This is a genomic window from Microbacterium sp. ARD31 (assembly GCF_031844425.1).
Genome location: NZ_JAUZVE010000076.1, coordinates 1 through 25,926, shown reverse-complemented (window position 1 = coordinate 25,926; position 25,926 = coordinate 1). Strand labels below are relative to the sequence as shown.

Genomic DNA, 25,926 nt, shown 5'->3' with positions numbered 1-25,926 from the left:
CGGGGCGGTCCTCCGAGCGCGTGCCCGACGTCGGCCCCGGAGTCGGGTCGGGGCGGTCGGTGCTCACGTGCACCATCTTGACGCACCCGCCCGACACCGTGGTGCAGGACGTCTCCCCGGACGCCGGACTTCCCCCTCGACGGGACAGGACCACCGCCCGTTTGCGATGATGCGCGGGTGATCGCACTCCCCACCCGTGCTGGCAAGCCGGACTCCGCCCTGGCCAAGGCCGTGGACCTGGCGCGGAGCACCGTCCTCGAGGTCGCGGAGCCCGCCGAGGTGGGCGAGCACCTCGGCGTCCGCCACGAGGACGAGCGGGTGGTCACCCACCACTTCGCCTGCCAGCGGCCCGGCTACCCCGGCTGGTACTGGTCGGTCACGCTGACGCGGGCCAAGCGCGGCAAGGACGTCACCGTCAACGAGGTCGTCCTGCTGCCCGGTGACGAGGCGATCGTCGCCCCCGCCTGGGTGCCCTACAAGGAGCGCCTCCAGCCCGGTGACCTCTCGCCCGGCGACCTCCTGCCGGTCGAGGACGAGGACCCGCGCCTGGTGCCGACGTACCTCGTCGGCGACGACCCGCTCGACACCGACGACAAGGCGCAGGTGCGCCGGGTCGCCGAGGACCTCGGCCTGGGTCGCGTCCGCACCCTGAGCCGCGAGGGCCTCGACATGGCCGCGGAGCGCTGGTACGCCGGCCCCGGCGGCCCCGACGCCCCCTTGGCCAAGAGCGCACCGGACAGCTGCTGGTCCTGCGGCTTCCTGGTGCGGATCAACGGCTCGCTCGCCGGGACCTTCGGCGTCTGTGCCAACGGCAACGCCAACGACGACGGGCGCGTCGTCAGCCTCGACCACGGGTGCGGTGCGCACTCGGAGGTGAAGCTCGCCCGCAAGCAGCAGCCGCTGCCGCTGCCGGACCACGTCCACGACACGCTGACCGACGACGAGGTCGAGCGGATCTAGCGGGCCAGCACCCACACGGCGTAAGCGTCGTTGGGCTCGTGCAGCTCGTAGCTGCCGAACCGGTGCACCACCCGCAGACCCGCGGCGGCGACGTCGGAGACGAACTCCTCGGCGGGATAGGTCCGGCTGCCGGCCTTGATCGCCGTGAGGTGGAAGCCGATGGCCGCCCGGCCGTCGGGCGCGAGGAGGTCGCGCACCCGCTCGAGGACGGCGACCTCGGTGCCTTCGCCGAGGTAGACCATCACGTTGCCCACGACGGCGACGACGTCGAAGCCGCCGAGCTGGTCGGGGTCGAGCGCGAGCGCCTCGTGCGGCAGCACCGCGAGATCGGGGTACGTCGCCTCCGACTGGGCGCGCAGGGCGGGGTCGGGCTCGGTCGCCACCACGTCGTGCCCGCGGGCCTGCAGCGCCGCGGCCACCCGGCCCATGCCCGACCCGAGGTCGAGGATCCGGGCACCCCGCGGGGCGAGCGCGTCGATGAAGCGCGCCTCGCCGTCGACGTCGACGCCCCGGGCGACCTGCGTGGCGAAGTGCTGGCCGTACCCGCGGTTGTCCTCGCCGGCGAGCTCCCAGCGCGTGGGCGGCAGGGTCATCGGGCGGCCTGCTGGGCGGCCCGCTCCTTGCGGCGGCGGCGGCAGTACTCCAGGCCGCAGAGGCCCAGGCCGAAGCCGGCCAGGCAGGTCCACAGCCACCAGGTGCGGCCGTTCTCCTGCAGGGTGCCCCAGAAGGGGAGCAGTCCGAGGAAGCCCAGCAGCCACAGGGCGGTGCCGACCTCGGTCGTGCGCACGCCGTCGACGTCCAGGGGCTCGACCTGCGCCACGATGTAGGTGCGCCGGCCGATCTCGTGCTGCGTCGGCTGCTCGTCGCCCAGGTCCACGCCGACACGCTACAACCCGGCGTGCCCGTGGGACACGGACGTGCCGCGGTTCTGCCAGACTGCCGTCCTGTGAGCGAGGAGACCCAGACCGCAGCCCAGCCCCCGAAGGCCACCGGCCTCGACGGCTTCTTCCGGATCACCGAGCGAGGCTCGACCGTCGGGCGCGAGGTCCGCGGCGGCGTCGTCACGTTCCTCACGATGGCCTACATCATCGTGCTCAACCCGCTGATCCTCGGCTTCGTGCCCGACTCCACCGGGGCCTACCTCGGCGGCGGCACGGGCGACGGCTCGAACCTCCCGGTGATCGCCGCCGGCACGGCGCTGGTCGCGGGCGTGCTGACGATCCTGATGGGCGCCGTCGCCAACTTCCCGCTGGCGCTGGCCACAGGGCTCGGCCTCAACGCCTTCGTCGCCAACGCGATCGCCACCCGCTCCACGTGGGCCGACGCGATGGGCCTGATCGTCCTCGAGGGCATCATCATCCTGGTCCTCGTGCTGACCGGCTTCCGCAAGGCCGTGTTCCACGCGGTGCCCCAGCAGCTCAAGATCGCGATCTCCGTCGGCATCGGCCTGTTCATCGCGCTCATCGGCTTCGTCGACGCCGGCTTCGTGACCCGCATCCCCGACGCGTTCCAGACCACGGTGCCGGTCCAGCTCGGCAACGGCGGCACCCTCACCGGCTGGCCGGTGCTCGTCTTCGCGGTCGGCGTCGTGCTGATCATCGCCCTGTGGGTACGCCAGGTGCGCGGCGCGATCCTGATCTCGATCGTCGCCACCGCAGTCCTGGCGTTCGTCCTCCAGGCGCTCCTCGACCTCGACTCGGTCGCCAACGCCGGACCCGGCAACTGGTCGCTCAACGTGCCCGAGCTCAACGGCTTCGTCGACGTGCCCGACTTCGGCACGGTGGGGGAGTTCGACCTCTTCGGCGCGTTCTCCTCGGTCGGCCTCCTGGCGGCCGTGCTCCTCGCGTTCACCCTGCTGCTGGCCGACTTCTTCGACACCATGGGCACGATGACCGCCATCGGCGCGGAGGCCGGGCTCAACGACGAGGAGGGCATCCCGCCCCACGCGCAGCGCATCCTGGTCGTCGACTCCGTCGCCGCGATGGCCGGTGGCGCCGCGGGCGTGTCGTCCAACACGTCGTACATCGAGTCGGCCTCCGGTGTCGGCGAGGGCGCGCGCACCGGCCTGGCGTCGGTCGTCACCGGCCTGCTGTTCCTGCTCAGCACGTTCTTCGCGCCGGTCGTCGAGGCCATCCCGTCCGAGGCAGCCGTCCCGGCGCTGGTGCTCGTTGGCTTCCTGATGATGCAGCAGGTCAAGGGCATCGCCTGGGACGACCTGGAGATCGCCATCCCGGCGTTCCTCACGATCGTGCTGATGCCGTTCACCTACTCCATCTCGGTCGGCATCGGCGCGGGCTTCCTGGCCTACGTCCTGATCAAGGTCGTCGTCGGCAAGCTGCGCGAGGTGCATCCCCTGATGTGGATCGTCGCGGCGCTCTTCGTCGTCTACTTCGCGATCGACCCGATCACCTCCTGGCTCACCTGACCGGGCACTTCCTCGCGCTGTCCACCGCCGACCGGGCACTTCCTCGCGCTACCACCGCGAGGAAGTGCCCGGTCGGCCGTTCTCAGCGCGACGAAGTGCCCGGTGGGCGGAATAGTTAGCACAGGTAATGAGTTATGCTAACGACATGCCGACCGCCGACCTCCGCACCGACGCCGGGCTCGCCTCCGAGCTCCGGGCCGGTGTCATGCGCCTGCGCCGCCGCCTGGTCGCCGAGCGCCACCCCGACAACGACCTGAGCATCCCGCAGATGGTCGTGCTGGGGCTGCTCGTGCGCCTGGGCGACCAGACCGTCGGCGAGCTGGCCCGCGCCGAGCGCGTACAGCCGCCGTCGATGACCCGCACGGTCAACTGCCTCGAGAGCGACGGGTACGTCGTGCGCCGTCCGCACGAGACCGACGGCCGCCAGGTCGTCGTCACGATCACCGACGCCGGCCGCGCGGCCGTGCTGGCCGACCGCCAGCGCCGCGACGCCTGGCTCTCCCAGCGCCTCGCCGAGCTCACCCCGGCCGAGCGCGCCGCCCTCCGCGAGGCGGCGCCGATCCTGGCGCGTCTCGCGCTGTCCGACTGACCGATGACCGACTGAGGAGTCACCACGAGTCCCACCTTCCGTTCCCTGGCCAACCCGAACTACCGCCGCTACGCCGCTGGCGGCGTCGTGTCGAACACCGGCACCTGGATGCAGCGCGTCGCGCAGGACTGGCTGGTCCTCGAGCTCGCCGTCGGTTCCGGCGCGACCGCGCTCGGCATCACGACGGGCCTGCAGTTCCTGCCCTTCCTCCTCCTCACCCCCTTCGCCGGCCTCGTCGCCGACCGGATGCCCAAGCAGCGGCTGCTGCAGCTGACCAACATCGGCATGGCGCTGCCCGCCGCCCTCCTGGGCGTCCTGGCCGTCACCGGCACGGCCGAGGTGTGGCACGTCTACGTCCTGGCGCTGGTCCTCGGCGCCGCGTCCGCCTTCGACGCCCCCGCGCGGCAGTCGTTCGTCTCCGAGCTCGTCGACCCCGTCGACCTGACCAACGCGGTCGGCCTCAACTCCGCGAGCTTCAACGCCGCACGGCTCGTCGGCCCCGGCCTGGCCGGCGTCCTCATCGCGGCCTTCGGCGGGGGAGCGGTCGCCACCGGCTGGGTCATCCTCCTCAACGCGGTGTCGTACGCCGCTCCCGTCTGGTCGCTGCGGCACCTCGACACCAGCCGCATCGACGCCGCGAAGCCGGTCGACCGCGGCCCCGGCGCGATCCGTGAGGGCGTCGCCTACGTCCGCGCGCGTCCCGACCTGCTGCTCGTGCTGAGCCTGGTGTTCTTCGCCGGCACGTTCGGTCTCAACTTCCAGATCACGTCCGCGCTGATGGCCACCGAGGTCTACGGCAAGGGGCCCGAGGAGTTCGGCCTGCTCGGCACGGTCCTGGCGATCGGCTCGCTGACCGGGTCGCTGATCGCCGCCCGCCGCACGCAGGTGCGCCACCGGCTGGTCGTGGGCGCCGCGCTGGCCTTCGGCACCACGGTGGTGCTCGCCGGGCTGATGCCGTCGTACCTGACGTTCGCCCTGCTCGCCCCGGTCACCGGCCTCGCCGCGCTGACCTTCATCACCAGCGCGAACACCTACATGCAGCTGCACACCGACGCCGGCGTCCGCGGCCGGGTGATGGCGCTCTACATGATGATCTTCATGGGCGGTACGCCGATCGGCGCTCCGATCATCGGCTGGATCGGCGAGGAGTACGGCGCCCGCTGGACCTTGATCGGCGGCGGTACGCTGACGGTGCTGGGTGTGGCGGTGTCCGCGGCCGTCCACCTCCGGCTCGACCGGGCGCGACGCGAGCGCGTCGTGGCCGAGGACGACACAGTGGGGGAGAGGGCCGTCAGGACCGCCTCGGCGGCATTTTGACCCTGCATGAGCGCCCGAGTAGCCTCTTTCCTTGTGTCTGGCACGTCCAGACCCATGCGCATGCTCAGAACTCGCAGCGGCCCTTCCCGGCGCCGCGCCGCAGGCAGTCGCAACAGGCACACGCAACACACGCACGACACCCGAGCCCGGCACAGCGCCGAGCCGTGACGAGAAGACAGAGAGAGGGAACCACCCGGTGCCCACCATCAACCAGCTGGTCCGCAAGGGCCGCCAGGACAAGGTGTCCAAGAACAAGACGCCTGCCCTGAAGGGATCCCCGCAGCGCCGTGGCGTCTGCACCCGCGTCTACACGACCACCCCGAAGAAGCCGAACTCCGCCCTCCGCAAGGTCGCCCGCGTGCGCCTGAGCAGCGGCGTCGAGGTCACCGCCTACATCCCGGGTGTCGGTCACAACCTGCAGGAGCACTCGATCGTGCTCGTGCGCGGCGGCCGTGTGAAGGACCTTCCCGGTGTCCGCTACAAGATCATCCGCGGCTCGCTCGACACCCAGGGTGTCAAGAACCGCAAGCAGGCCCGCAGCCGCTACGGCGCGAAGAAGGAGAAGTAATGCCTCGCAAGGGTCCCGCTCCCAAGCGCCCCCTCGTCGTCGACCCGGTCTACGGCTCCCAGCTGGTCACCCAGCTCGTGAGCAAGGTCCTGCAGGACGGCAAGAAGGCCGTCGCGCAGCGCATCGTCTACACCGCTCTCGAGGGCTGCCGCGAGAAGACCGGCACCGACCCCGTCGTCACGCTCAAGCGCGCGATGGACAACGTCAAGCCGGCCATCGAGGTCAAGTCCCGCCGCGTCGGTGGCGCGACCTACCAGGTCCCCGTCGAGGTCAAGGCCAACCGCTCCACCACGCTGGCCCTGCGCTGGCTCGTGGGCTACGCCCAGGACCGTCGTGAGAAGACGATGGCCGAGCGCCTCATGAACGAGATCCTCGACGCCAGCAACGGCCTGGGTGCCGCTGTGAAGAAGCGCGAGGACACGCACAAGATGGCCGAGTCCAACAAGGCCTTCGCCCACTACCGCTGGTGATCGGTGCGGGGCTCCGCTGACGGAGCCCCGCCCCCACCAACCCCACCAACTCTTACGAGGGACTGAGACTTTCAGTGGCTGTCGACATCACCACCGACCTCAACAAGGTCCGCAACATCGGCATCATGGCGCACATCGACGCCGGCAAGACCACCACCACCGAGCGCATCCTGTTCTACACCGGCATCACCTACAAGATCGGTGAGGTCCACGAGGGTGGCGCCACGATGGACTGGATGGAGCAGGAGCAGGAGCGCGGCATCACCATCACGTCCGCCGCGACGACCTGCTGGTGGAAGAACCACCAGATCAACATCATCGACACCCCGGGCCACGTCGACTTCACCGCCGAGGTCGAGCGCTCGCTGCGCGTCCTCGACGGCGCTGTCGCCGTCTTCGACGGTGTCGCCGGTGTCGAGCCGCAGACCATGACGGTGTGGCGCCAGGCCAACAAGTACTCGGTCCCCCGCATGTGCTTCGTCAACAAGCTGGACCGCACCGGCGCGGACTTCTTCCGCTGCGTCGACATGATGGTCGAGCGCCTCAACTCCACCCCGCTCGTGCTCCAGCTCCCCATCGGTGCGGAGTCCGACTTCCTCGGTGTCGTCGACCTGGTCGGCATGCGTGCCCTGACCTGGCGCGGCGAGACCAAGATGGGTGAGGACTACGACGTCGAGGAGATCCCGGCCGAGCTCGCCGACAAGGCCGCGGAGTACCGCGAGAAGTTCATCGAGACCCTCGCCGAGGCCGACGACGACATCATGGAGAAGTACCTCGAGGACGGCGACGACTTCACCGTCGAGGAGCTCGAGGCCGCCATCCGTCGCGCGACCCTGGCCGACAAGGTCAACCCGGTCCTGTGCGGCACCGCGTTCAAGAACAAGGGCGTCCAGCCCCTGCTCGACGCGGTCGTCAAGTACCTCCCGTCGCCGCTCGACATCGACGCCATCGTCGGTCACTCCCCGCGCGACGAGGAGGAGGCCATCTCCCGCAAGCCCTCCGACGACGAGCCGTTCTCCGGCCTCGCCTACAAGATCGCCAGCGACCCGCACCTCGGCAAGCTGATCTACGTCCGCGTCTACTCGGGCAAGCTCGAGGCCGGCTCCACCGTCATCAACTCGGTGAACGGCAAGAAGGAGCGGATCGGCAAGGTGTACCAGATGCACGCCAACAAGCGTGAGGAGATCGCGTCGGTCGGCGCCGGCCAGATCGTGGCCGTGATGGGCCTCAAGGACACCAAGACCGGCCACACCCTGTGTGACCCGAACAACCAGGTCGTCCTCGAGTCGATGACGTTCCCGGCCCCGGTGATCGAGGTCGCGATCGAGCCCAAGACCAAGGGTGACCAGGAGAAGCTCGGCACCGCGATCCAGCGCCTGTCCGACGAGGACCCGACCTTCACGGTCAAGACCGACGAGGAGACCGGCCAGACGATCATCGCCGGCATGGGCGAGCTCCACCTCGAGATCCTCGTCGACCGCATGAAGCGCGAGTTCCGCGTCGAGGCGACCGTCGGCAAGCCGCAGGTCGCCTACCGCGAGACCATCCGCAACAAGGTCGAGAACCACAGCTACACCCACAAGAAGCAGACGGGTGGCTCCGGCCAGTTCGCGAAGGTCGTCATCTCCCTCGAGCCGAACATCGACCCCGAGACCGGCACGGGCGCGGGCTACGAGTTCGCGAACAACGTCACCGGTGGTCGCGTGCCGAAGGAGTACATCCCCTCGGTCGACCAGGGTGGCCAGGAGGCCATGGAGTTCGGCGTGCTCGCCGGATACCCGATGGTCGACGTGAAGTTCTCGCTCGAGGACGGCGCCTACCACGACGTCGACTCGTCCGAGCTCGCGTTCAAGATCGCCGGCAACCAGGCCTTCAAGGAGGCCGCCCGCAAGGCCAAGCCGGTGCTGCTCGAGCCGATGTTCGCCGTCGAGGTGACCACCCCCGAGAGCTTCCTCGGCACGGTCATCGGTGACATCAACTCGCGCCGCGGCCAGATCCAGGCGCAGGAGGAGCGGCACGGCGACATGGTCGTGCAGGCCCTCGTGCCGCTGTCCGAGATGTTCGGGTACGTTGGCGACCTGAGGTCCAAGACCTCCGGTCAGGCGTCGTACTCGATGGAGTTCGACTCGTACGCCGAGGTTCCCACGAACATCGCCGACGAGATCGTGAAGAAGGTCCGCGGCGAGTGATCGCTGCCGGATCCTCGGCACCCAGCACCACCCCACACCCACGAGTCAAGTAACAACAATCAGGAGGAGCCCCAGTGGCTAAGGCGAAGTTCGAGCGGACCAAGCCGCACGTCAACATCGGCACCATCGGTCACATCGACCACGGCAAGACGACGCTGACCGCGGCGATCACCAAGGTGCTGCACGACAAGCACCCGGACCTCAACGAGGCTTCGGCGTTCGACCAGATCGACAAGGCTCCCGAGGAGCGCCAGCGCGGTATCACTATCTCGATCGCGCACGTCGAGTACCAGACCGAGTCGCGCCACTACGCGCACGTCGACTGCCCCGGTCACGCCGACTACATCAAGAACATGATCACCGGCGCGGCGCAGATGGACGGCGCGATCCTCGTGGTCGCCGCCACCGACGGCCCGATGCCGCAGACCCGTGAGCACGTGCTGCTCGCCCGCCAGGTCGGCGTGCCCGCCCTGGTCGTCGCGCTCAACAAGTGCGACATGGTCGACGACGAGGAGCTCATCGAGCTCGTCGAGATGGAGGTGCGCGAGCTCCTCTCCGAGTACGAGTTCCCGGGCGACGACATCCCCGTCGTGCGCGTGGCGGCCTTCCCGGCCCTCAACGGCGACGCCAAGTGGGGCGAGTCGGTCGCCGAGCTCATGCAGGCCGTGGACGACTACATCCCGACCCCCGAGCGTGACACCGACAAGCCGTTCCTGATGCCCGTCGAGGACGTCTTCACGATCACCGGTCGTGGCACCGTCATCACCGGTCGTATCGAGCGCGGCATCGTCAAGGTCAACGAGGAGGTCGAGATCATCGGCATCCGCGAGGGCTCGCAGAAGAGCACCGTCACCGGTGTCGAGATGTTCCGCAAGCTCCTCGACGAGGGCCAGGCCGGTGAGAACGTCGGTCTGCTCCTCCGTGGCACCAAGCGCGAGGACGTCGAGCGCGGCATGGTCGTGATCAAGCCGGGCACGACCACCCCGCACACCAACTTCGACGCCTCGGTCTACATCCTGTCCAAGGACGAGGGTGGCCGTCACACGCCGTTCTTCAACAACTACCGTCCGCAGTTCTACTTCCGGACCACGGACGTGACCGGTGTCGTGACCCTGCCCGAGGGCACCGAGATGGTCATGCCGGGTGACAACACCGAGATGTCGGTCGAGCTCATCCAGCCCATCGCGATGGACGAGGGCCTGCGCTTCGCCATCCGTGAGGGTGGCCGGACGGTCGGCGCCGGCCGCGTCACCAAGATCACCAAGTGATCTGAGCGCCTGAGGGCGCAACCCGCACCACCCGAGGCCCCGTCTCCCGTCAGGGAGGCGGGGCCTCGTGCGTGCCCGGTGTCGGTGGTCGGCGCTAGCGTCGCGCCATGACGCTGACCTTGGGCATGATCACGATGGACACCACCGACGCCATGTCGCTCGCCGCCTGGTGGGCCGAGCAGACGGGCGCCACGGTGGGCGAGACCAACGACGGCTACTACGTCATGGTGAGCGGGGGCGGGCTGCCGGCGCTGCTGGCCTTCCAGAAGGTCGACGACCCGACACCCGGCAAGAACCGCCTCCACCTCGACCTCACGGCCCCCGACCTCGACGCGGAGGTCGACCGCCTGGTGGCGGCCGGCGCCTCCCTTGTCGAGCGCCGGGGCGACGAGAGCTTCCGCTGGGTCACCCTGGCCGATCCCGACGGCAACCAGTTCTGCGTGGCCGCTGTCGGCGACGCGGCCGGTCTCGACGGCTAGCCCATGTCGACACCCTCGAAGTCCTCGGGGGTGAAGCTCCGCGGCTCGACGAGCACCATCCAGTTCCCCGAGTTGTCGCGCATGAGTGCCTCGACGCCGTAGGGCCGGTCCTCCGGCTCCTGGAGGAACTCCACGCCCTTGGCCGTGAGGTCGGCGTAGGTCGCGCGGCAGTCGTCGACGTTGAGGCCGATGCCCGGCATGGCTCCCTCGGCCTGTGCGCGCTCCATGGCCGCGATGAGGTAGTCGGGCAGCGGCTTGCTCGGCGTGGTCAGGTGGATCTGGAGCTCCGGCTGCTTCGGGTGGACGACGGTGGTCCACCGGAAGTCGGGGCCGAGCTGGAGGTCGTCACCGACCTCGAAGCCCATCACGTCGGTGTAGAAGGCGAGGGAGGCGTCGATGTCGGAGACCCACAGGGACAGCAGCGAGATGTTGGTGATCATGGCTCGACCCTAGGGACGCGGCAGGTCGACCGGCTTCTCCTGTGTTGCGGTCCTCTCGACCAGCCCCGCCATGAAGACGTAGCAGCCCGGGATGCGGGGGTTCCCGGCAGCGGCGTAGCGCCGCTGGAACTCACGCGGCGTCTCACCGACGACCTCGGCGAAACGTGCGCTGAACGAGCCCAGGCTGGAGTAGCCGACGGCGTGGCAGACCTCGGTGACCGTCAGGTTGGCTGCCCGGAGCAGGTCCTGGGCGCGCTCGATGCGCCGCTGAGTGAGGTAGGCGCCCGGGGTGACGCGGTACGTCGCCGCGAACGACCGCAGGAAGTGGTAGCGACTCATCCCGGCCAGCGCGGCGAGCAGGTCGAGGTCGAAGTCGTCGGCGTAGTGGGCGTCGAGGTGGTCCCGCGCCCTCCGGAGGTGCACGAGCACGTCACCGGGCACCCGCGGCAGCTCCATGCAGTCCAATCTACGGATCCCGCGCCGCGTGGGGGCGTACGACAGGATGGCCGGCATGGGATTCTCGCGCGCCGAGCTGGAGTCGTTCCGCGACGCCGTCGTGCCCGACCTCCTGCCCCGGGACGACCAGCCGCTCCGGCTGCTGTTCGTGGGCATCAACCCGGGTCTGTGGACCGCCGCCACGCAGACGCACTTCGCGCATCCCGGCAACCGCTTCTACCCCGCACTCCTGCGGGCCGGCATCCTCACCGAACCTGTCGACCAGGCCGCGGGCATGTCGGAGGACGACCGCGATGCCCTGCGGCGGCGCGGGATCGGCATCACCAACGTCGTGGCCCGGGCGACGGCGCGCGCCGACGAGCTCACGGCGTCCGAGCTGCGCGAGGGCGGCGAGCGGCTGCGCCGGCTCGTGTCCCGGCGCCAGCCCCGGGTGGTGGCCGTGGCGGGCGTGACCGCCTACCGCGCCGCCTTCGCCGAGCGCCGGGCCACGGTGGGCGAGCAGCCCGAGCGATGGGGGGACTCGCGCGTGTTCGTGGTGCCCAACCCCTCGGGCCTCAACGCCCACGAGACCGTCGACAGCCTGGCGTCGGCGTACGCCGAAGCGGCTCGCGCGGCCGGGATCCTCGAGCCGTGAGCCGCTCGCGGTCGCGACGTGCGAGCATGCCGCCCATGGATGCCAAGGCCGTCGAGGCCGCACTCTCCCGGGCCGTGGTCAGCGTCGTCGGTCGGGCGCCTGACCGCGTGCAGGCGCTGGTCGGCGGCCGCCGGGTCAACCGGGCCGGCGCTGCGATGGAGCCGGAGGTCGCGGCAGCGCTCCGGCTGCTGGACGCCCTGCCCGACAACGACTTCACCCGCCTGCCCCTGGTGGAGGCCCGCCGGCAGGTGGAGGAGGAGGCCGCGCTGTTCGGCGGCAGGCCGCTCCCGATGGCGCTGGTCGAGGACCTCGAGATCCCGACCTTCGACGGCGGCATCGCCGCTCGCCGCTACCTCGCCGACGTGCGCGACGCCGACCGGCTCCTGGTCTACTTCCACGGCGGCGGCTTCGTGGTCGGCTCGCTCGACAGCCACGACACCGTCTGCCGGTTCCTGGCGACGTACGCCGGCGTGTCCGTCCTCGCCGTCGACTACCGGCTCGCACCCGAGCACCCGTTCCCCGCCGCTCCCGACGACGCCAAGGCGGCGTTCATGTACGCCGCGTCCCGGGCGGAGGCGTGGGGGCACGACCCGCACCGGATGGGCGTGGCGGGCGACAGCGCGGGCGGCAACCTCGCGACGGTGCTCTGCCGGGACCTCCGCGAGGCTCGCGTGCGACCGGCGTTCCAGCTGCTCTTCTTCCCGGTCACCGACCTCAGCCGGCACAGCGACTCCTACCGGGAGTTCGCGGACGGCCACTTCCTCACCGAGCACCAGATGGACTGGTACACCGAGCGCTACCTCGCCGACGGGGCCGACCGCACCGACCCGCGGGTCTCCCCGCTGCTCGCCGACGACCTCGCCGGCCTGCCCCCGGCCTACGTCGCGGTCGCGGGCTTCGACCCGCTCCGCGACGAGGGGGAGGCCTACGCCCGGCGCATGGCCCAGGCGGGGGTGCCGGTCGCGCTGCGCCGCCACGACGGCCTGATCCACGCCTTCGTCAACAGCACGGGCGTGGGTCGTACGGGCCGCGAGGCGATGCTCGAGGCCTGCGGCGCCGTGCGGATGGGTCTCGGCGCGGGGCTGCAGCGCCACGCCTGAGCCGTCAGGCAGCCCAGGGGTGGGGGAGCAGGCCGGCGTCCTCGAGCAGCAGCTCCACCCGCTCGCGCTCGCGGTCGAGCTCCCGGCCGGGCGGCAGCACCGCCAGCAGGTGGGTGACCTCGAGCATCTCCGCCGCCTCGCCCAGGACCCGGTCGTAGGCCTGCCGGCAGCCCTCGTACTTCGCGAACCGCAGGCCCTCGCGGTGGAAGGACGCGTGGAGCCTGCGCAGGTCGGCGCCGACGTCCTCGATCGGCCGGCGCAGGGGCACCACCGGCGCACGCCGGCGACGCAGCCGGCGGGCCAGCCGGGACACCAGCCGCGAGCAGTGCCAGCCGCCGAGCTCGTCGAAGAGGGCGGCGATCCCGATCCGGAGCAGGACGTGGAGGAGCGCCACCACGGCGACGATCTGGAGCCAGCCCCGCATCGCTCCACGGTACGCCCGCCGGCCCACCACGTCAGCCGACCAGCGCCTCCACGGCCCCCCGGAAGGCCGAGGTGTGCGCGTCGACGTCCGCGGCGGTGTGGAAGGGCGAGAACAGCGACATGTTGTGGAACGGCGCGAGCAGCACGCCGCGGTTGACGGTCCACAGGTGGAAGAACGCGTCGAGCTCCTCGTCGACGGCCGCAGCCGCCTCGGCCCCGGCCCGCGGTGGCGGGCAGAACCAGTACTCGGCGCGGCAGCCGAGCCGTTGGACGTGCCACGGCAGGGCGTGCTCGTCGATGACGCCCTGGATGCCGTCGGTGAACGACGCGGCCAGGGGGATGGCGACGTCGAAGTCCTCCTGGCGCAGCGCCGTGGAGAGGGTCGCCCGTACGGCCGCCATGGCCAGCGCCGAGCCGGACAGCGTGCCGCCCACCCCGGCGACGTCGATGTCGTGGCCCAGCATCGGTCCCTCGAGCCGGGACGCGACCTCCGCGCTCATGCCGTACGCCGCCACCGGGATGCCGCCGCCGATGGGCTTGCCGATCACGACGAAGTCGGGTTCGAGGTCCCACGCCGCCGTCGCGCCGCCGGGACCGGCGCAGATCGTGTGGGTCTCGTCGTTGACGAGCAGCACGCCGTGGCGCCGGGTGACCTCCCGGACGCCGGCGAGGTAGCCCTCGTCGGGGAGCACGATGCCGATGTTGGTCAGCGCCGGCTCCATCAGCAGGCACGCGACGTCGCCCTCCGCGAGCCGGCTGTCGAGGGCGTCGAGGTCGTTGAAGGGCACGACGGCGGTCGTCTCGGCGACGTCGACCTGCGGGCCGAGCGCTCCCGGCCGGGGGACCACGCGGTCACCGGCCCGGCCGTGCTCCAGCACGCCGAGCGTCTCGTCGACCGTGCCGTGGTAGCACCAGTCCATGACCGCGATCCTGGGCCGCCTGGTCAGGTGCCGGGCGAAGCGGAGCACGAAGCGGTTGGCGTCGGTGGCCGTCATCGCCATCTGCCAGCGGGGGAGCCCGAAGCGCCGGCTGAGCTCGCCCGCCACCCAGGCTGCGTCGGTCGAGGGAAGCATCGTGGTGATGCCCCGCTCGGTCCGCTCGCGGACGGCATCGGCCACGGCCGGCAGGCAGTGGCCGGTCATCGAGCCCGTGTCGCCCAGGCAGAGGTCGACGTAGTCGATGCCGTCGACGTCGGTGAACCGGCCGCCACCGGCGGTGTCCACGAACAGCGGGAACGACCCGGGCCACCGCGTCATCCACGGCATCGGGACCCCCGCCAGCAGGTGCTCGCCCGCCTCGGCCGCCAGCCGTGCGGAGGTGGGGTGGAGGTCGACGAAGCGCTGCTCCTCCTCCGCGTGGAGGGCGGCCAGCCGGGCGCGGTCGATCCCGCTCACAGGGCGCTGCCGACGTACTTGGTCTCGAGGTACTCCTCGATGCCCTCGAAGCCGCCCTCGCGCCCGAAGCCCGAGTGCTTCACGCCGCCGAAGGGCGCGGCGGGGTTGGACACGATCCCGGTGTTGATGCCGACCATCCCGAACTCGAGCGCCTCGCTGACCCGCAGCACCCGGGCGTGGTCGCGGGTGAAGACGTAGGCGACGAGGCCGTACTCGGTGTCGTTGGCGCGGGCGACGACCTCGTCCTCGTCGCCGAAGGTCGACACGGGCGCGACGGGACCGAAGATCTCCTCGCGGAACACCCGCGCCGAGGCAGGTACGTCGACCAGCACGGTGGGCGGGTAGAAGTGGCCGGGCCCGTCGGGGACCTTCCCGCCGACGAGGGCGCGCGCGCCGGAGGAGACCGCCTCGTCGACGAGCTCGTGCACGCCCGCGCGCGCCTTCTCGGTGATGAGCGGACCCACGTCGACGCCCTCGGCGGTGCCGTCGCCGACGGTGAGCGCCCCCATCCGCTCGGCGAGCCGCCGGGAGAACTCCTCGGCCACCGACTCGTGCACCAGGAAGCGGTTGGCGGAGGTGCAGGCCTCGCCGATGTTGCGCATCTTCGCCAGCATCGCGCCGTCCACGGCGGCGTCGAGGTCGGCGTCCTCGAAGACGAGGAAGGGGGCGTTGCCGCCGAGCTCCATCGAGACCCGCAGCAGCTGGTCGGAGGCCTGCGCGACGAGCTTCTTGCCCACCGCGGTGGAGCCCGTGAAGGTCAGCTTGCGCAGGCGGGGGTCCTTGATGATCGGCTCGCAGACGCCGCCTGAGTCGGTCGTGGTGACCACGTTGAGCACGCCGGCGGGCAGCCCGACCTCCTCCAGCAGCGAGGCCAGCGCCAGCATCGTCAGCGGGGTCTCGTGGGCCGGCTTCACGACCATCGTGCAGCCCGCGGCGATGGCGGGTCCGATCTTGCGGGTGCCCATCGCGAGCGGGAAGTTCCAGGGGGTGATCATCAGCGTCGGCCCCACCGGGGCCTTCATGGTGAGCAGCCGGGTGTTGCCCGACGGCGCGGTCGAGTAGCGGCCGTGGATGCGCACGGCCTCCTCGGAGAACCACCGGAAGAACTCCGCGCCGTAGGTCACCTCGCCCCTCGCCTCGGCCAGCGTCTTGCCCATCTCGAGGGTCATCAGCCGGGCGAAGTCGTCGGCGCGCTCGGTCAGCAGCTCGAAGGCGCTGCGCAGGATCTCCCCCCGCCTGCGCGGCTCGGTCGTGCGCCACTCGCGCTGGGCGTCGGCGGCCGCGGCGAGCGCGCGCTCGCCATCGGCCGGCGTCCCGTCGGCGATGCGCGCCAGCACCTGGTCGTTGGCGGGGTTGGTCACCCCGAACGTCGCGCCGCCCGAGGCGTCCACCCACGCTCCACCGATGAGGAGCTGGGTCGGGACGGTCTGGTTCTTCGTGAGGTCGGCCATCACTCCACCTTGCCACCGGCGGCGGCATCGAAGGCCGCCTCGAAGATGTCGAGCCCCTCGGCGAGGAGGTCGTCGCCGATCGCCAGTGGGGGCAGGAAGCGGAACACGTTGCCGAAGGTGCCGCAGGTGAGGGTCACCAGGCCCTCGGCCGAGCAGGCCCGGTGCACGGCCGCGGCGAGAGCCGCGTCCGGCGTACGGCCCGGGCCGTCGCTGACCAGCTCGACCGCCAGCATCGCGCCGCGGCCGCGTATGTCGCCGACCCGGTCGGGGTGCCGCTCGGCGAGCCCGCGGAGGCGGGGGAGGAACGCCGCCTCGATCTCACGGGCCCGCGCGGGGAGGTCCTCGGCCTCCATGGTCTCGATGGCGGCGAGGGCGGCCGCGCACGCGACCGGGTTGCCGCCGTAGGTGCCGCCGAGACCGCCGACGTGCACCGAGTCCATCACCTCGGCCCGGCCGGTGACCGCCGCCAGAGGCAGGCCGCCGGCCATGCCCTTCGCGGTGGTGACGAGGTCGGGCACCACGCCCTCGTGGTCGCAGGCGAACCAGTCGCCCGTGCGGGCGAAACCGGTCTGGATCTCGTCGGCGATCAGCAGGATCTCGTGGGTGCGGCACCAGTCCGCGACCCTGGCCAGCCACCCCGGCGGCGGGACGATGAAGCCACCCTCGCCCTGGATCGGCTCGATCAGCACGGCGGCGCAGCTGTCCTCGCCGACCTGCGCGTGGACCGTGGTGACGAACGCGTCGAACGCCTCGTCGGCACACGCCTCGGCGCCCCCCGGCCACCGGTAGGGGTAGGCCATGGGCGCGCGGTAGATCTCCCCGGCGAAGGGCCCGAAGCCGTGCTTGTAGGGCATGTTCTTGGCGGTGAGGGCCATCGTCAGGTTGGTCCGGCCGTGGTAGGCGTGGTCGAAGACGACGATCGCGTCGCGGCCGGTGTGGTGACGCGCGACCTTGACGGCGTTCTCGACCGCCTCGGCGCCGGAGTTGAACAGTGCCGACCGCTTCTCGTGGTCGCCGGGCGTGAGCTCGGCGAGCTTCTCGCAGACCGCGACGTACTCCTCGTAGGGCGTGACCATGAAGCAGGTGTGGGTGAAGTCCGCGACCTGGCGCTGCACGGCCTCGACCACCTTGGGGGCGGCGTTGCCGACCGTGGTGACGGCGATGCCGGAGCCGAAGTCGATGAGCTGGTTGCCGTCGACGTCGCGCAGGATGCCGCCCCCGGCCTGTTCGACGTACACGGGCAGCGTCGTGCCGACGCCGGCCGAGACCGCCGCGACCTTGCGCGCCTGCAGCGCCTGCGAGCGCGGGCCGGGGACCTCGGTGGCGAGGATCCGTTCCTGGCTGAGTGTCATGATCGGTCCTCCATCCCCCACGGGGATCCGTATCCCTCGGGCTTGGGTGCGGCGAGAAGGTCGAGGAAGGGCTTCGGCGGCAGCGCCTCCGGGCCGAGCACGCCGGTGCCCGACCAGGTGCCGTGGGCGAGCAGCTCCAGCGCGACGACGGGGTTGATCGCGGTCTGCCAGACCACGCACTGGGCGCCGTAGTCGCGCATCGAGTCGGCGTTGTCGACGACGTGGACGAGGTACGTCGAGCGCGGCGCGCCGTCCTTGCCGGTGCCGGTGACGAAGAGCCCGGCGCAGGTCTTGCCCTCCATGCGGGGCCCGATCGTCGCCGGGTCGGGCAGGCAGGCGGCGACCACGTCGCGCGGGGACACCTGCACGCCCTTCACCGACACGGGCTCCGTGGAGTCCAGCCCGAGCGTGTGGAGGGTCCGCAGGATGGCGATCATCTCCTCGCCGAGGCCGTACTTGAAGGTGACCCGGTCGGCCTCCACCCAGCGCGGCATCAGGAGCACCTCCTCGTGCTCCACGTGGACGCACTCGACCGGCCCGATCCCCTCGGGGAAGTCGAAGACCTCCGGCTCGGAGAACGGCGGCAGCGTGAAGAACCCCTTCTCGAGGTCGCCACCGCCGCGCTCCCGCTCCCACACCACGGGCGGGTTGAGGCACTCCTCGATGATCGTCCACATCGAGAAGCCGGGGGCGAAGACCTCGTTGCCGTCGTCGTCGCGGATCACCAGGTTCGCGCCGTCGCGGGTGCCGAGCTCGTCGATGTGGTCGAACAGCTCGTCCGCGGCGTAGCGTGCGAACACGTCGGACAGGCCCGGCTCGACACCGATCCCGAGCAGCGCCAGCCGGCCCGCGGACTCCCACTGCCCTGCCATGGCGAACTGCTCGTCACCGAGCTTCACCCCGACCCGCTCGTACGGCGCCTCGGGGTGGCGCAGGGACAGGCTCATCGCCATGTCGAGGTAGTCCGCGTCGGCCGCCAGCGCGCCGGTGAAGATCGGCATCACGAACCGGGGGTCGACCGCGTTGAAGACGTGGGTGGCGCGCACCTCGCGGGCCAGCGCCGTCACGGCGTCGGCATCGGACGCGTCGACCTGCGCGGGGCTGAAGCGCTCGTCGCCGGTACGTCGCTCGCGGGCCGCGGCGACGGTGCGCTCGGCACGGGCGAGGTCGTAGTCGGCCACCACCCAGGCCTCGAAGAAGTCGCGCTCGACGGCGATGCGCGCCGCGGCGTCGCCGACGCCGCCGGCTCCGACCATCAGCACCCGCATCGGCGGGCGGCCGGACGGCTGTCCGGGCTCAGGCATGGATCACTCCTCGCATCAGGGGTCCCATCTGGTCTCGGTCAGTCCCGGCTCTTCGACGAACGCACCGAGCCCACGACCTGGGCGCCGACGACCAGCAGCACGGCGAGCACGAACATCGAGAAGCCGATGACGTTGGCCTCAGCGGGGATGCCCCGGCGTGAGGCGACGTAGACGAACTTGGGGAAGGTGGACTCGTTGCCCGAGACGAAATTGGTGATGATGAAGTCGTCGAAGGACAGCGAGAAGGCGAGCATGGCGGCGCCGAGGATGCCCGGCAGGATCAGCGGGAAGGTGACCTTCCAGAACGTCTCCATCGGTCCGGCGTAGAGGTCCTGCGCCGCCTCCTCGATCCGCGGGTCGAGGGACTGGATCCGCGCCTTCACGGTGACGACCACGAAGCTCAGGCAGAACATGATGTGCGCGAACACGATCGTGCCGAAGCCGAGCGAGACGCCGATGTTGGTGAACCCCTGCACGAAGATCGTCAGCAGCGCGGCGCCCATCACGATCTCGGGCGTGGCCATCGGCACGAAGATCAGCACGTTGCTGGCGGCCTTGCCGCGGAAGCGGTAGCGCACCATCGCCAGCGCCATCAGGGTGCCGAGGACGGTCGCCACCACCGTCGAGATGGCGCCCACCTGCAGCGAGGTCACCAGCGACTCGCAGGCGCCCGGCACCCCGCAGGGGTCCTGCCAGTGCTCCCAGGTGAAGCCCTGCCACACGATGTTGGTCTTGCCGTGATCGTTGAAGGAGAACGCGAAGGTGTAGGCCACCGGCAGGAAGAGGTAGAGCAGCACCGCGATCGCCGAGAGCCACACGAAGTGGTCGGCGAGCCACAGCTGCGCCCGCTTGGCCGCGGAGGGGCGGTAGGGGGCCGAGCCGGTCGGGTCGGCGGGGGTGGACGTCCCGTGGTTGGTCATCGTGGCCACCTCACACCAGCTCCTCGGTGCCGAACCGGCGTACGTAGAGGAAGACCATGACCAGGATCGCGGCCATCAGCGTGAACGACAGCGCCGCGGCCACGGGGTAGCCGCCCGGGATCGCCAGGAACTGGTCGTTGATGACGTTGCCCACCATCTTCCCGCGCTGGGGGCCGAGCAGCTCCATGTTCACGAAGTCGCCCGCCGCCGGGATGAAGGTCAGGAGCGTGCCGGCCAGCACGCCCGGCATCGACATGGGCAGGGTCACCGTGCGGAACGTGGTGAAGCCGTTGGCGTACAGGTCGCCGCCGGCCTCGATCACGCGCGGGTCGGCGCGCTCGAGGGAGGCGTAGATCGGCAGCACCATGAAGGGCAGGAAGTTGTAGGTCAGGCCCGCGACCACGGCGACCGGCGTGTTGATGATCTGCCCGCCGGGCAGCAGGTTGAGCACGTCGAGCGTCCGCACCACCCAACCCTCGTCGGCCAGGATCTGCGACCACGCGAAGGTGCGCAGGATGAACGAGGTGAAGAACGGCGCGACGACACAGATCATCATCAGGTTGCGCCACCTGCCTGCCTTGAACGCCATCGCGTAGGCGAGGGGGTAGGCGACCACGAAGGCGAAGAACGTCGCGAGGCCGGCGTAGAGGAACGACCGGGCGAAGTGCGGGGCGTAGTCGGTGAGCGCTGCGACGTAGTTGTCGAAGTTGACGTCGCGGTAGTAGTAGCCGGGGAAGCCGGGATATCGGCTCTGCAGGCTCACCGTGGCCAGCTGCACGAGCGGCAGCACGAAGAACACACCCAGCCACAGCGCGCCGGGGAGCAGCAGGAGGTACGCCGTCCAGCTCCGCTTGGCGGTCTCGTCGGGCGGGGGAGTGGACGCCGCCGGGTCGACCGCGGCGTGGGCGAGGACGCTCATGACGCGTCCACGGGCACGCCGAACGCGTGGCCGGGGTTCCAGGTGAGCCAGACCTCGTCGCCCGGGGCCAGGTCGAGCGGCTCCACGTCGAGGTTCTGCTCGTAGCAGCTCCACGTCGCGCCGCTCGGCATGTCGACGAGGTAGCTGGTGGCCACGCCGAGGAACGACACGTCGCGCACCACGCCCTTGACGTCGTTGCCGACCCCCTCGGGCTGGGTACGGGAGACGGTCACCTTCTCGGGCCGTACGCCGAAGAGCACCTCGCCGTCCTGCACCTGCGAGCGCGACTGCTTGATCTTCACCTTGGTGCCGAGGACGTCGGCGACCAGGTGCTCGCCGTCCTTGCCCTCGATGGTGCCGACGCCGGTGTTGGCCTGGCCGAGGAAGTTCGCGACGAACTTCGTGCGTGGAAGGTCGTAGAGCTCGGCGGGAGCGCCGAGCTGCTCGATCCTGCCCCTGTTCATCACCGCGACGGTGTCGGCCATGGTCATGGCCTCCTCCTGGTCGTGGGTGACGTGGATGAACGTCAGCCCGACCTCGGTCTGGATGCGCTTGAGCTCGACCTGCATCTCGCGGCGCAGCTTGAGGTCGAGGGCGCCGAGCGGCTCGTCGAGGAGCAGCACCTCGGGGTGGTTGACCAGCGCCCGGGCGAGCGCGACGCGTTGCTGCTGCCCGCCGGACAGCTGGGAGGGCTTGCGCCCGGCGAACTGCGTCATCTGCACCAGCTCGAGCGCGTCGTCGGCGCGCTTGGCTGCGTCGGCGACCTTGCGGCGCTTGGGCCCGAACGCCACGTTGTCGCGGATGGTGAGGTGCGGGAACAGGGCGTAGGACTGGAACACCGTGTTGACCGGGCGTTCGTAGGGCCGCGACCCCGTCAGGTCGGTGTCGCCGATCAGCACCCGGCCGGCCGTGGGCTGCTCGAGTCCGGCGATCATCCGCAGCGAGGTGGTCTTGCCGCAGCCGGAGGGGCCGAGGAGGGCGAAGAACGACCCGCGGGGCACGTGGAGGTCGATGTCGTCGACGGCGATGAAGTCGCCGAAGGACTTGGTGACGCCGTCGAGGCGGAGGTCGCCGCTCGCTTCCCGGAACCCGGCCATGTCAGTTCCCCATCACGTTCGTGGACCAGAGGTCGGCATACTCGATCTCCTCGTCGGCGTCGAGCGCGCGGAACGACTGGATGTTCCGCTCCTCGATGAAGTCTGCCGTCGGGAAGATCCACGGGCTCTCGGCGAGGTCGGGGTCGAGCTTCTCCATCTCGGCCTGCGCGCCGTCGACCGGACAGACGTAGTTGACCCAGGCGGCGACCTGGGCCGCCACCTCCGGGTCGTAGTAGTAGTCCATCAGCCGCTGGGCGTTGCGCCGGTGCGTCGAGGTGATCGGCACCATGAGGTTGTCCGACCACAGGGTGCCGCCGGACTCGGGGATGGTGAAGGTCCAGTTCGGGTCCTCGGTGTCGAAGCCGAGCACGAAGATGTCGCCGGACCAGGTGATGCCGGCCACCGCGTTGCCGCTCGTGAGGTCCTCCATGTAGGAGTTGCCCTTCACCTTGCGGATGTAGCCCTCCTCGATCTTCTGCTCGATGAAGTCCAGCGCGTTCTCGAACTCCGTCCTGCCCCAGTCGCTGGAGATGTCGACGCCCTGCGACTGCATGACCAGCCCGGCGGTGTCGCGGAACTCCGAGAGCACCACGATGCGGCCCTTGAGGTCGTCCGCCCACAGGTCGTCGAGCGACTTCAGCTCACGGCCGACCTTCGCCTTGTTGTAGCCGATCCCGGCGAACCCGCTCTGCCAGGTGATCGAGTTCGTGCGGCCGGGGTCGAAGCTGACGTCCTTGAGTGGCTGGAGAAGGTTCTGCACGACGTTGGGCATCTGGATCAGCTCGAGCGGCTGGCAGAGCTGGTCGCGGATCACACGGGCGGCCATCCAGTCGGTGAGGGTGAAGATGTCGCGGTCGATGCTCTGGCCCGCGCGCAGCTGGGGGGCGACCTTGGCGTAGTAGGAGTCGTTGTCGTCGACGTCCTCGCTGTAGGTGACCTCGATGCCCGTCTGCTGCATGAAGGCCTCGAGCGTGGGCGACTTCGTCTCCTTGCCGTTCATGTCGAGGTACGCCGTCCAGTTGGCCCACTTGAGCGTCTTGTCGGTGTCCGAGACGTCCTTGGGCAGCTCGAGCGCGGCGGGGCCGCCGCTGGGTGGCGTCGGCGGGGCGCACGCGCTGAGGGCGAGGCCGGCGCCTGCCGCCACGCCGGTGCCGAGCAGGCGGCGCCGGCTCAGTCCTCCCGAGGCCGCCGAGACGACGGCGGCCGCCGGCGGCGAGAGCGGGCGCCGGTCACGGCGCGGGATGGGTGTCATCAGTCAAGGTCCTCCGCTAGGCCCGAGTCGCTGTGTGGTGGTGTTCCGGGGGTGGGGTCGCTCAGCTCTCGATGTTCGCCATCACGTGCTTGACCCGGGTGTAGTCCTCGAAGCCGTACATCGACAGGTCCTTGCCGTAGCCGGACTTCTTGTAGCCGCCGTGCGGCATCTCCGCGACCAGCGGGATGTGGGTGTTGATCCACACGCAGCCGAAGTCGAGCGCCTTCGACATCCGCATGGCCCGGCCGAAGTCCTTGGTCCACACCGACGACGCCAGGCCGTAGTCGACCCCGTTGGCCCATCTGACCGCCTCGTCCTCGTCGGAGAAGCGCTGCACCGTGATGACCGGCCCGAAGATCTCGTTCTGGATCGCCTCGTCGTCCTGCCGCAGGCCGGAGAGGACGGTCGGCTCGAGGAAGTAACCGTCGCCGAGGTCCGTACGCCGGTTGCCGCCCGCCGACACGGTGGCGTGGGAGGGCAGGTTCTCGATGAAGCCGCTGACCCGCGCGAGCTGCTGGGCGTTGTTGACCGGGCCGAAGAGGGCGTCCTCGTCGTCGGGCAGGCCGACGGGCGCGGAGCTGCGGGCGTAGTCGGAGAGTGCGGCGACGAAGTCGTCGTGGATGCCGGGCGCCGCGAGCACGCGGGTGGCGGCGGTGCAGTCCTGGCCGGCGTTGAAGTAGCCGGCGATCGCGATGCCCTCGACGGCGGCCTCGATGTCCGCGTCGTCGAAGACCACCACCGGCGCCTTGCCACCGAGCTCGAGGTGGACCCGGGTCAGGTTCGTGGCCGCGCTCGCCGCGACCTCGGCGCCGGCCCGCACCGAGCCGGTGATCGCCACCAGGCCCGGGGTGCGGTGCTCGACGACCAGCCGCCCGGTCTCCCGGTCACCGGTGACGACGTTGAGCGTGCCCTCGGGCAGGAACTCCGAGGCCAGCTCCGCCAGCCGCAGCGTGGTCTCCGGGGTCGTGTCGCTCGGCTTCAGGACGACGGTGTTGCCGGCCGCCAGCGCGGGGCCGATCTTCCACACGGCCATCAGCAGGGGGTAGTTCCACGGGGTCACCTGGCCGACGACGCCGATCGGCTCGCGACGGATCCACGAGGTGTGACCGGCGAGGTACTCACCCGCCGCCTTGCCCTCCAGCACCCGCGCTGCCCCGGCGAAGAACCGGAGCTGGTCGACCATCGGCGGGATCTCCTCGCTCGCGGTGAGCGCCTTGACCTTGCCGGTGTTCTCGGACTCGAGGGCGATCAGCTCCTCGGCGTGCGCCTCGACCGCGTCGGCGAGCTTCAGCAGCGCCTGCTGGCGCTCGCTGGGCGTCGTACGCCCCCACTCGGCGCTGGCGCGCTTCGCTGCGTCGTACGCCGCGTCGACGTCCTCGGCGCCGCTGACCGGTGCGTGCGCCACGACCTGGCCGGTCGCGGGGTTCACCACGTCGGTCGAGGCGTCGGAACCGGCGTCGACGAAGGTGCCGCCGATGAAGTTGCGCAGCGTGCGTGGGCTGGTCACGTGGGTCCTCCCGGTCGAGTGCGTGAAGGGAGACTAGGACGACAGCAGGGCGAATCTCCATACCTGTAGCCAAAAGAAACTGCGGGAAACGCAGAATTAACCTCGCGAAATTGCGGAATCCGCGCTCGGGGAGTTGCACGGACGCGATCCGCACAGCACCATGGGCGCCATGAGCGAGCGACTCGAGCGGGTGGACGCATGAGCGAGGGACCCGTGAGGCTCGACGCGACCGCGAAGCGGATCATCGAGCTTCTCCAGGAGGACGGCCGGATCTCCTACGCCGCGATCGCCAAGGCAGTGGGGCTCTCCGAGGCCGCCGCGCGCGCCCGCGTCCAGAAGCTTCTCGACTCCGAGATCATGCAGGTCGTCGCGGTCACCGACCCGACGCAGGTCGGGTTCACCCGCCAGGCGATGATCGGCGTGCGCACCGAGGGCGACCCCGGTCGGGTCGGCGACCTGCTCGCGCAGGTCGACGAGGTCGACTACGTCGTCACGACCGCCGGCAGCTTCGACCTCCTCGTCGAGGTGGTGTGCGAGGACGACCCGCACCTGCTCGACGTCATCCGACAGGTCCGCGAGCTCGAGGGAGTGGTCTCGTCGGAGACCTTCGTCTACCTCAAGCTCAACAAGCAGCACTACAACTGGGGCACCCGATGAGCACCGATCAGTCCGTCCACACCACGCGCGACACCGCGCTCGACTACCAGGCCGCCGGCCGCGACCACCTGTGGCTGCACTTCACCCGCCACTCGACCTACGAGAACGGCGGCGAGATGCCGCTGATCGTGCGGGGCGAGGGCCACCGGATCTGGGACTCCCACGGCCGCGAATACATCGACGGCCTCGCCGGCCTGTTCGTCGTCCAGGTCGGGCACGGCCGCGAGGAGCTCGCCGAGGCCGCGGCCCGGCAGGCCAAGGAGCTGGCGTTCTTCCCTCTCTGGTCCTTCGCGCACCCGCGCGCCGTCGAGCTCGCCGACCGCATCGCCGCCATGGCACCGGGCGACCTCAACCGGGTCTTCTTCACCACCGGCGGCGGCGAGGCCGTCGAGTCGGCGTGGAAGCTCGCCAAGCAGTACTTCAAGCTCACCGGCAAGCCCAACAAGCACAAGGTCATCTCGCGCGCCGTCGCCTACCACGGCACCCCGCAGGGCGCGCTGTCCATCACGGGCATCCCGCCGCTGAAGGAGATGTTCGAGCCCTTGGTCCCGGGCGCGCACAAGGTGCCCAACACCAACTTCTACCGCCGACCGGAGTTCGTCGGCGACGACGAGAAGGCGTTCGGTCGCTGGGCCGCCGACCGGATCGCCGAGGCCATCGAGTTCGAGGGCCCCGACACCGTCGCCGCCGTCTTCCTGGAGCCCGTGCAGAACGCCGGCGGCTGCTTCCCGCCGCCGCCCGGGTACTTCGAGCGG

Annotated in this window: 27 protein-coding genes; 13 read left to right on the top strand and 14 right to left on the bottom strand. The window is 70.5% G+C overall.

Annotation, left to right across the window (positions count from 1 at the left end):
- The first annotated feature begins 177 nt into the window (after nucleotides 1-177).
- Nucleotides 178-960, top strand: coding sequence for a DUF3027 domain-containing protein (locus Q9S36_RS48420; protein WP_311291897.1), 783 nt, complete (start codon nucleotides 178-180; stop codon nucleotides 958-960).
- Here Q9S36_RS48420 and Q9S36_RS48415 read toward each other — a convergent pair.
- Nucleotides 957-1,553 carry a class I SAM-dependent methyltransferase gene (locus Q9S36_RS48415; protein WP_311291896.1) on the bottom strand — a complete coding sequence of 199 codons (597 nt, stop codon included), beginning with the start codon at nucleotides 1,551-1,553 and terminating at the stop codon, nucleotides 957-959. The genes Q9S36_RS48420 and Q9S36_RS48415 overlap by 4 nt on opposite strands.
- Nucleotides 1,550-1,837: a DUF2530 domain-containing protein gene (locus Q9S36_RS48410; RefSeq protein ID WP_311291895.1), complete on the bottom strand. Its 288-nt coding sequence runs from the start codon at nucleotides 1,835-1,837 to the stop codon at nucleotides 1,550-1,552. Before Q9S36_RS48410 ends, Q9S36_RS48415 begins: the two co-directional genes overlap by 4 nt.
- Nucleotides 1,838-1,906: 69 nt before the next feature.
- Between Q9S36_RS48410 and Q9S36_RS48405 the strand changes: the two genes are divergently transcribed.
- The 8 genes from Q9S36_RS48405 (at nucleotide 1,907) to Q9S36_RS48370 (ending at nucleotide 10,265) form a co-directional block, all read left to right on the top strand.
- Nucleotides 1,907-3,385, top strand: a complete 1,479-nt coding sequence (locus Q9S36_RS48405; RefSeq protein ID WP_311291894.1) for an NCS2 family permease — start codon at nucleotides 1,907-1,909, stop codon at nucleotides 3,383-3,385.
- Nucleotides 3,386-3,530: 145 nt separating this feature from the next.
- Nucleotides 3,531-3,974, top strand: a complete 444-nt coding sequence (locus Q9S36_RS48400) for a MarR family transcriptional regulator (RefSeq protein ID WP_311291893.1) — start codon at nucleotides 3,531-3,533, stop codon at nucleotides 3,972-3,974.
- 45 nt (nucleotides 3,975-4,019) lie between these two features.
- A complete protein-coding gene (locus Q9S36_RS48395) occupies nucleotides 4,020-5,291 on the top strand; it encodes an MFS transporter (protein WP_311291899.1) in 1,272 nt (423 codons plus the stop codon).
- Nucleotides 5,292-5,487: 196 nt separating this feature from the next.
- A complete protein-coding gene (gene rpsL, locus Q9S36_RS48390; RefSeq protein ID WP_056906817.1) occupies nucleotides 5,488-5,859 on the top strand; it encodes a 30S ribosomal protein S12 in 372 nt (123 codons plus the stop codon).
- Nucleotides 5,859-6,329: a 30S ribosomal protein S7 gene (rpsG, locus tag Q9S36_RS48385; RefSeq protein WP_129453354.1), complete on the top strand. Its 471-nt coding sequence runs from the start codon at nucleotides 5,859-5,861 to the stop codon at nucleotides 6,327-6,329. The genes rpsL and rpsG overlap by 1 nt, the downstream gene beginning before the upstream one ends.
- A gap of 74 nt (nucleotides 6,330-6,403) precedes the next feature.
- Nucleotides 6,404-8,518 carry an elongation factor G gene (gene fusA, locus Q9S36_RS48380; RefSeq protein ID WP_311291892.1) on the top strand — a complete coding sequence of 705 codons (2,115 nt, stop codon included), beginning with the start codon at nucleotides 6,404-6,406 and terminating at the stop codon, nucleotides 8,516-8,518.
- A gap of 74 nt (nucleotides 8,519-8,592) precedes the next feature.
- Complete coding sequence (gene tuf / locus Q9S36_RS48375; protein WP_210439908.1) at nucleotides 8,593-9,786, top strand: elongation factor Tu; 1,194 nt, start codon at nucleotides 8,593-8,595, stop codon at nucleotides 9,784-9,786.
- Between the two features lie 107 nt (nucleotides 9,787-9,893).
- Complete coding sequence (locus Q9S36_RS48370; RefSeq protein ID WP_311291891.1) at nucleotides 9,894-10,265, top strand: VOC family protein; 372 nt, start codon at nucleotides 9,894-9,896, stop codon at nucleotides 10,263-10,265.
- Here the strand turns inward: Q9S36_RS48370 and Q9S36_RS48365 are convergent.
- Nucleotides 10,262-10,705, bottom strand: a complete 444-nt coding sequence (locus tag Q9S36_RS48365; RefSeq protein WP_311291890.1) for a VOC family protein — start codon at nucleotides 10,703-10,705, stop codon at nucleotides 10,262-10,264. The genes Q9S36_RS48370 and Q9S36_RS48365 overlap by 4 nt on opposite strands.
- Before the next feature lie 9 nt (nucleotides 10,706-10,714).
- A complete protein-coding gene (locus Q9S36_RS48360) occupies nucleotides 10,715-11,161 on the bottom strand; it encodes an AraC family transcriptional regulator (RefSeq protein WP_311291889.1) in 447 nt (148 codons plus the stop codon).
- 55 nt (nucleotides 11,162-11,216) lie between these two features.
- Here Q9S36_RS48360 and Q9S36_RS48355 point away from each other — a divergent pair, with 55 nt between their 5' ends.
- Nucleotides 11,217-11,795, top strand: coding sequence for a mismatch-specific DNA-glycosylase (locus tag Q9S36_RS48355; protein ID WP_311291888.1), 579 nt, complete (start codon nucleotides 11,217-11,219; stop codon nucleotides 11,793-11,795).
- A gap of 35 nt (nucleotides 11,796-11,830) precedes the next feature.
- Complete coding sequence (locus Q9S36_RS48350; RefSeq protein ID WP_311291887.1) at nucleotides 11,831-12,895, top strand: alpha/beta hydrolase; 1,065 nt, start codon at nucleotides 11,831-11,833, stop codon at nucleotides 12,893-12,895.
- Nucleotides 12,896-12,899: 4 nt separating this feature from the next.
- On the opposite strand, the gene Q9S36_RS48345 is transcribed toward Q9S36_RS48350, so the two are convergent.
- The 10 genes from Q9S36_RS48345 to Q9S36_RS48300 form a co-directional block, all read right to left on the bottom strand.
- Nucleotides 12,900-13,319 carry a hypothetical protein gene (locus tag Q9S36_RS48345; RefSeq protein WP_311291886.1) on the bottom strand — a complete coding sequence of 140 codons (420 nt, stop codon included), beginning with the start codon at nucleotides 13,317-13,319 and terminating at the stop codon, nucleotides 12,900-12,902.
- 31 nt (nucleotides 13,320-13,350) lie between these two features.
- Nucleotides 13,351-14,712, bottom strand: coding sequence for a transaminase (locus tag Q9S36_RS48340; RefSeq protein ID WP_311291885.1), 1,362 nt, complete (start codon nucleotides 14,710-14,712; stop codon nucleotides 13,351-13,353).
- Nucleotides 14,709-16,163, bottom strand: coding sequence for an NAD-dependent succinate-semialdehyde dehydrogenase (locus Q9S36_RS48335; RefSeq protein ID WP_311291884.1), 1,455 nt, complete (start codon nucleotides 16,161-16,163; stop codon nucleotides 14,709-14,711). The genes Q9S36_RS48340 and Q9S36_RS48335 overlap by 4 nt, the downstream gene beginning before the upstream one ends.
- Nucleotides 16,163-17,515, bottom strand: coding sequence for a 4-aminobutyrate--2-oxoglutarate transaminase (gene gabT, locus Q9S36_RS48330; RefSeq protein WP_311291883.1), 1,353 nt, complete (start codon nucleotides 17,513-17,515; stop codon nucleotides 16,163-16,165). The genes Q9S36_RS48335 and gabT overlap by 1 nt, the downstream gene beginning before the upstream one ends.
- A complete protein-coding gene (locus tag Q9S36_RS48325) occupies nucleotides 17,512-18,783 on the bottom strand; it encodes a saccharopine dehydrogenase C-terminal domain-containing protein (RefSeq protein ID WP_311291898.1) in 1,272 nt (423 codons plus the stop codon). Before Q9S36_RS48325 ends, gabT begins: the two co-directional genes overlap by 4 nt.
- A 74-nt stretch (nucleotides 18,784-18,857) precedes the next feature.
- Complete coding sequence (locus Q9S36_RS48320) at nucleotides 18,858-19,739, bottom strand: ABC transporter permease (protein WP_311291882.1); 882 nt, start codon at nucleotides 19,737-19,739, stop codon at nucleotides 18,858-18,860.
- Between the two features lie 10 nt (nucleotides 19,740-19,749).
- Nucleotides 19,750-20,658: an ABC transporter permease gene (locus tag Q9S36_RS48315; RefSeq protein WP_311291881.1), complete on the bottom strand. Its 909-nt coding sequence runs from the start codon at nucleotides 20,656-20,658 to the stop codon at nucleotides 19,750-19,752.
- A complete protein-coding gene (locus tag Q9S36_RS48310) occupies nucleotides 20,655-21,755 on the bottom strand; it encodes an ABC transporter ATP-binding protein (protein WP_311291880.1) in 1,101 nt (366 codons plus the stop codon). Before Q9S36_RS48310 ends, Q9S36_RS48315 begins: the two co-directional genes overlap by 4 nt.
- Before the next feature lies 1 nt (nucleotide 21,756).
- Nucleotides 21,757-23,007 carry a spermidine/putrescine ABC transporter substrate-binding protein gene (locus Q9S36_RS48305; RefSeq protein ID WP_311291879.1) on the bottom strand — a complete coding sequence of 417 codons (1,251 nt, stop codon included), beginning with the start codon at nucleotides 23,005-23,007 and terminating at the stop codon, nucleotides 21,757-21,759.
- 61 nt (nucleotides 23,008-23,068) lie between these two features.
- Nucleotides 23,069-24,514: a gamma-aminobutyraldehyde dehydrogenase gene (locus tag Q9S36_RS48300; protein WP_311291878.1), complete on the bottom strand. Its 1,446-nt coding sequence runs from the start codon at nucleotides 24,512-24,514 to the stop codon at nucleotides 23,069-23,071.
- Nucleotides 24,515-24,712: 198 nt separating this feature from the next.
- Between Q9S36_RS48300 and Q9S36_RS48295 the strand changes: the two genes are divergently transcribed.
- Nucleotides 24,713-25,171 carry an Lrp/AsnC family transcriptional regulator gene (locus tag Q9S36_RS48295; protein ID WP_311291877.1) on the top strand — a complete coding sequence of 153 codons (459 nt, stop codon included), beginning with the start codon at nucleotides 24,713-24,715 and terminating at the stop codon, nucleotides 25,169-25,171.
- A partial coding sequence (locus tag Q9S36_RS48290) for an aminotransferase class III-fold pyridoxal phosphate-dependent enzyme (protein WP_311291876.1) occupies nucleotides 25,168-25,926 on the top strand: 759 nt, incomplete at its 3' end. The genes Q9S36_RS48295 and Q9S36_RS48290, both read left to right, overlap by 4 nt.